This is a genomic window from Mesorhizobium sp. M1E.F.Ca.ET.041.01.1.1, from assembly GCF_003997355.1.
GTDB lineage: Bacteria > Pseudomonadota > Alphaproteobacteria > Rhizobiales > Rhizobiaceae > Mesorhizobium.
Window position 1 is genome coordinate 1 of the sequence record NZ_RZSL01000396.1, and the last position, 5,796, is coordinate 5,796.

The 5,796-nt window shown below is 62.8% G+C and carries 6 protein-coding genes; 2 read left to right on the top strand and 4 right to left on the bottom strand.

Annotated features, from left to right (window positions below; translation table 11 throughout):
* Positions 1-843: aldehyde dehydrogenase family protein (locus EOA38_RS25715; protein WP_127300561.1), on the top strand; the 843-nt coding region annotated here is incomplete at its 5' end.
* Positions 844-1,132: 289 nt separating this feature from the next.
* On the top strand, positions 1,133-2,260 hold the full coding sequence (locus EOA38_RS25725) for a tetratricopeptide repeat protein (RefSeq protein WP_127300562.1): 1,128 nt from the start codon (positions 1,133-1,135) through the stop codon (positions 2,258-2,260).
* A 74-nt stretch (positions 2,261-2,334) separates the two neighbouring features.
* On the opposite strand, the gene EOA38_RS25730 is transcribed toward EOA38_RS25725, so the two are convergent.
* The 4 genes from EOA38_RS25730 to EOA38_RS25745 form a co-directional block, all read right to left on the bottom strand.
* Positions 2,335-2,742 (bottom strand): hypothetical protein, encoded by a 408-nt coding sequence (locus tag EOA38_RS25730; protein WP_245480915.1) that lies wholly within the window; start codon positions 2,740-2,742, stop codon positions 2,335-2,337.
* A 368-nt stretch (positions 2,743-3,110) separates the two neighbouring features.
* The gene (locus EOA38_RS25735; protein ID WP_126094294.1) at positions 3,111-3,344 is read right to left on the bottom strand and encodes a hypothetical protein; all 234 of its coding nucleotides are present in this window, start codon (positions 3,342-3,344) and stop codon (positions 3,111-3,113) included.
* A 562-nt stretch (positions 3,345-3,906) separates the two neighbouring features.
* A complete protein-coding gene (locus EOA38_RS25740) occupies positions 3,907-4,401 on the bottom strand; it encodes a sarcosine oxidase subunit gamma (RefSeq protein ID WP_245480916.1) in 495 nt (164 codons plus the stop codon).
* A gap of 28 nt (positions 4,402-4,429) precedes the next feature.
* The coding region (locus EOA38_RS25745) for a glycine cleavage T C-terminal barrel domain-containing protein (RefSeq protein WP_281060118.1) at positions 4,430-5,796 on the bottom strand (1,367 nt) is incomplete at its 5' end.

A 5,796-nucleotide genomic window follows, 5' to 3' on the forward strand; every position in this document is an offset into this window, starting at 1 on the left:
CTCGTCAACGGCGACGGCCCGACCGTCGGCCAGGCTCTTGCCAGCCATCCGGATGTCGACATGATGTCCTTCACCGGCTCGACCCGCGCCGGGATCCTGGTCGCCAAGGCCGCCGCCGATACGGTCAAGCGCGTGCATCAGGAACTCGGCGGCAAGTCGGCCAACATCCTGTTTCCCGATGTCGACCTCGCCAAGGCGGTCACCAAGGGCGTTGCCGGCTGCTTCGGCAACAGCGGCCAGTCCTGCAACGCGCCGACCCGCATTTTCGTGCCCCGCGACCGGCATGACGAGGCGGCAGGCTACGCCAAGACCGCGACAGAAAAATTCACCGTCGGCCCGGCCGATGCGCCCGGTGTGAAACTCGGCCCGGTGGTCAGCCAGCTGCAGTTCGACAAGATCCAGGGCTTGATCCAGAGCGGCATCGACGAAGGCGCAACCCTGGTCACCGGCGGCCCCGGCCGCCCGGCCGAGCTCAACCGTGGCTATTATGTGCGCCCGACAGTTTTCGCCAACGTCACGCACGACATGCGCATCGCCAAGGAGGAGATCTTCGGACCGGTGCTGTCGATCATGCCTTACGACACGGTCGAGCAGGCGATCGAGCAGGCCAACGACACCGTCTTCGGCCTTGCCTCCTACATCCAGGCCAAGGACATCGAGAAGGCGCGCCAGGCCGCTGCCCGCATGCGCTCCGGCAATGTCTACATCAACTACCCGACCTGGGACGCCGGCCTGCCCTTCGGCGGCTACAAGCAGTCCGGCAACGGCCGCGAATATGCCGAATACGGGCTCGAGGATTTCCTGGAGATCAAGGGTATCGCGGGGTATCAGGCTGCGGAGTAGGGTTCGCATTATTCGCAATAGCGGTAGGCGTCTCTACTGGCGAATGCGAGGGCGCGGACTTGGCCGCGGCCTTGCTGTTTGAAACCATTGTGAGTGCCTCACAATATCAAGCCATCGGCAGTGAGGAAGACACTGCCTGAACACCAGTTCTTGGTGGCTGGTGCGTTCCAATTCTCTGTGCCAAATCTTATGGAGCGGAGGGATTGGATTGAACCACCGACACACTACTCGGAACGTAGCTGTTCCACCACAGAGCTACCTTCGCTCGCGGCGAGGATGGTCAATTCAAATGGGACGACAGGCGCTGGCCAGCGTCATTGTCCTGATTGCGCTTGGCACTCAAGCCTTGGCTGGGGATAGCGAAGATTGCGGCGGCGCATCTGCGGGCTCACTGCGGATCGCCGCCTGTACGCGGATCATCGAGGACGGTACACAAAGCCCAGGCAGTCGCACTACCGCTTATCGCAATCGGGCTAACACCTGGATGGACAGTGGCGATAATGACCGGGCCATGGCGGACTATGACAACGCCATTGCCCTCGATCCGAACGACGCCGACGCCTATAACGACCGCGGACTGATATGGCTCGACAAAGGCGAGAACAACAGCGCCATCAATGATTTCGATCGCGCCATCGAGCTTGATCCGGGAAAAGCGTCAGCCTACTACAACAGAGGCCTCGCTTGGGCTCACAAGGGCGACAACGCCCGCGCCATTGTTGACTACAGCCGCGCCATCGAGCTCAATCCGACATATATGCAGGCCTATAACAACCGCGGTTTCGTCCTCAACCGGAGGGGCCAGTTCGACCGCGCCATCGCGGATTTCGATAAGGCGATCAGCCTCGATCCCAAACATCCGTTCGCTTACAACAATAGGGCCATTTCCTGGGGCGCGAAGGGTGATGCAGAACGCGCTATGGCCGACTACAGCCAAGCGATCACGCTCAATCCAACCTATGTCAACCCATATGGAAGCAGGGGAATCTACTACTTCTACGATGGCGACGTGGCCAAGGCGCAAGCCGATTTCGCTGCGGCGGCGGAACTCGCGCCACACAATGCCTATTTCGCGATCTGGGCGGATCTGGCTGAGCGGCATGGCGGCGGCATCGGCCATTTACGGCAGGCGACCAACAAGCTGGACATGACAAGCTGGCCGGCACCACTGGTTCGTATGTTCTTGGGCGAGCAGACGCCCGAAGCAGTATTGGCCTCGGCAGATGACTCCCCGCCGGGCACGAAACGCGGAAATTTATGCGACGCGAATCTCTATATCGCGGAGTTCCACTGGCTCAAGGGGCGCACCGACAAAGCCTTGCCATACTACCAGCGTGCCGCGAATGACTGCCCGCACGATTTCATCGAATACGTCGCGGCAGGCAAGCGCCTTCATGCTTTGGGCGTTTCGCCATAGGCTGCCGCTGCACCGTATAGCGCTCCACCTCCCGAAAGAGATAGCTGCCGACGGAAGGGTCGCCACCGCCTGGCTCAGGAATTTGTCCGGTGGGCGAAATGCTCATACGTCACTTGCCAAGGGTCGTCCTCGGCAGATCTTTCCTCGCCGATCCAATGGAAGCTGTTGGCGGTGATCTCGGTGAACCGCCATCGCGTTTGCAGACCGCGCGAGTCATCGCCGATCTGGACAATGTCCTTGCCCTCGGCCCGCCCGATCTGGCGCGAGTAGTCCTGGTTGAGCGGATCGCTCCAGATGATGTGCCAGCCGTCGATGCCAGGATCGGGGATGCGCAAAGTCGTGCCATACATGGTGGAGGGCGCCGGGCGCTTCGGCCTGATCCAGATGTCCTGAATCGCGCGGCCTTCGAGCACCCAGCCGAAATGGCATTCACCATCCCATTTCTGGATTGTCCCATCGTCGAGGTGGTGGACAGTGTCCATTTCCCAGCTTCCGATCAACCATCCATACAGGTCCATGCCTTTCGCCCGGTCTGCCGGGGGACCTTCAGACCCGAGAGCAGCGAGAAACGGGGAGATTGTGCTCGTCATGATTTTTTCTCCAATGAATAGGCGAGCAGCGACAAGGCGCCGGAACATTGAAGCGACAACCGTTGCAGCGTCGTGGGTCGACGTCTTGGGAGAAATTGCTGTTATGGCGCTATGGACGAGATGATGGCGAGGTCAGCCGGGGCAGGTCCATTTTTGCACCGCGCCTGTAAGGCGAAGGCTGTCAGGCACGCAGGCTGGATCCGGCCGCCACGCTGCGAACGGTCATTAAACGGCCGATCGGCTCTTCTTCCCCGTCGCCGTTACTCGTGCCTTGCCTCGATGATCCCGACCATTGCCCGCGTAAACTCGACCATGCTGTTGGCTGTGATGGCCGCGTTGTCGGGCGACTGGCCGATATGCTCGGCGGCTCCGCAACAGGAGCGGCGGATGCTGTCGTAATGCGTGACTCTCTCATCGTCCGGCAGGTCTGCCAACTTCAAGGCTCGGCGGTGAAGCATGCGCAATAGCTGCGCCAGCGCTGTTTCGACACTCATGCGTTTTGCTCCGCATCGGTCGAACGTTTCGGCACATAAGTGCCGGATCGTCGATCAGGGGGCGGTTCTCGTCCCCGGTACGGAAAGGCTGCGCCATAGCCGTTAATATATCGTTGATTGCTAATATGTCTGGCGAATCCTCCAGCCGGGCTCGCCGGTGCCGTTGGGAGGTGGAAGCAAACCAAAGCAGAGCGCGTGCAACCAGCCCGACGGCGACTTATTGAGTGCCACGAATAGTGTCGCCGACATTTCAAAATCTAACGATTGGCAAAATGCACCAGTAAGAATGCTTGGTAAGAGTTGATTCAACCCTTGCTGGTAGCGTAACAGGTGGCGGCTCCGACTAGGGGTAGGGTGCCTGGGCGCCGGAGCCGCCTGCGCGGCCAATGGGTAGTAGATCCGCGCTGTCCCAGAATAGGACAGCGCGGTCTACGATTCGTTAATCTGCCGATCAAAACCCCGTGGCGGCAAAACCGGCGAATGCGGCATTCGCCGCCACCGAGATCGGCTGCAACCTTTCGCGGCACATCCACAGCGTCGGCGGGCGAAGATGCCCGGCAGCTCACCCTGCCGCGCTATCGGCAATCCATTCGGTCAGGCTCTTCGCAAAACTGCGCGGCACGATAAGGTCGCAGGCGGTCTCGGCTGTGCGGAGCAGGAGCACCGGCACGTGGTGCAAGGCCGTGTGCCACGCGCGACCGGGAGCCGAAGCGGGCGACGACCAGTCGACGGCGACGCATCTGGAGAGAATTTCCGGAAGACGCGGCCCCTGCATCCTGAGACACACCCGGCCTTCGCCGAGCAAAACCGAACAGCCAAGTTCGGGATCGATGGTCAGGAACGGCGATTTTGCGCCGGCCTCCGAAATCAACCAGAAGCGGCGCGGGGCAACCCGGACGATCAGGACATCCGCATGGCGTACAGTCTCGCCGACCGTCGCGGGCAGGGGCGCGCCCAATGCCTGCGAGGCGCTTGCCTCAAATCGTGCCAGCGTCCCATCCCAGCCTTCGATCTGAACGATCGGGCAATCGGCCGCCGACAGGTTGAAGTCCTTCAACAGGTTGAAATCCTGCAACGACAGAGGTTCAACCATGCAGTCGCTCTCCCTTGGGATCGAGGAACACGGGCGACACGATGCGGGCGCGAACGCTCTCGGCCCGCATCGGATAGGCGGCGACGACCTCGCTTCCCTCCGTCGCGGCATCGCCGGCGAGCAGCGCCAGCCCGACATAGCGGCCAAGCTCCGGACTGAAGGTGACGGAGGTGACCCGGCCGCGCCCATGGCCGGCGACGGCATCGCCTGGCAGGAACAATAGCGCCCCGCCACGCAGCCGCTTGCCCTCTTCGATGCATTCCAGTCCGACCAGCCGCTGGCGGTCGCGCGCTTGAAATGCCGGGCGATGCCGCAGGACTTCGCCGACGAAGCCGGTACGCTTGCCGGCCATGCGGCCAAGGCCGAGATCGTCGAGCGTGGTGCGCCCGTCGATCTCCGGCCCGGCGACATGGCCTTTCTCGACGCGCAGCGCACCCAGCGCCTCGACCCCGTAGGGTTTCAGGCCAAACGGCGCGCCCACTTCGAGCAGGCGGCCCCAGAGCCGCTCGCCGTGGCTGGCGCCGACATAGATCTCGTAGGCGCGCTCGCCGGAATAGCTGAGGCGGATGATGCGCAGCGCCCGTCCGTCGAATTCGGCCTCGATGAAGCCCATATGAGGCAGCGCCTCGTTCGAGACATCGAGTTCCGGGAACGCGGCGGCCAGGATATCGCGGCTTTTGGGGCCGGCAATCGACATCGCCGCCCATTCGTCGCTGACCGAGGTGACGGCGACGCGCAGTTCCGGCCATGCGGTGTCGAGCAGGAATTCGAGCCGCGACAGCACATCGGCCGCCTTGGCGGTCGAGGTGGTCATGAAGAAGCGGGTTTCCGAGAGCCGCGTGGTCGTGCCGTCGTCGAAGACGATGCCGTCGTCGCGCAGCATCACGCCGTAGCGGGCGCGGCCGATCGGCAACCTGGCGAAGCCGTTGGCGTAGACACGGTCGAGGAAGCTGGCGGCGTCCGGTCCTTGCACGTCGATCTTGCCGACGGTGGAAATGTCCATCAGCCCGGCGGCTTCACGCACCATGCGCATCTCGGCGACATAGGCTTCGTTCACGTCGCGGCCGGCGCCACGATAGAAATAGGGCCGCATCCACAGCCCCACCTCGAGCATTTCGGCGCCATCGGCCAGGTGCCGGTCATGCATCGGCGTGCGGCGGATCGGCTTGAAATGGTGGCCGACCGCGCGGCCGGCGAGCGCGCCGATCGCGACGGGCGCATAGGGCGGGCGAAAGGTCGTGGTCCCGGTCTGCGCGATCGTCGCCTGGCGCAGCGCCGCCATGGCCGACAGCGCCGCGAAGTTGCTGGTCTTGCCCTGGTCGGTGCCCATGCCGAGCGTCGTGTAGCGCTTCAGGTGCT

Excerpts from the sequence above, each read along its gene's own strand:
- EOA38_RS25725 (WP_127300562.1), top strand. The coding sequence starts at position 1,133 with ATGGGACGACAGGCGCTGGCCAGCGTCATTGTCCTGATTGCGCTTGGC.
- EOA38_RS25730 (WP_245480915.1), bottom strand. The coding sequence starts at position 2,742 with ATGGACACTGTCCACCACCTCGACGATGGGACAATCCAGAAATGGGAT.
- EOA38_RS25735 (WP_126094294.1), bottom strand. The coding sequence starts at position 3,344 with ATGAGTGTCGAAACAGCGCTGGCGCAGCTATTGCGCATGCTTCACCGC.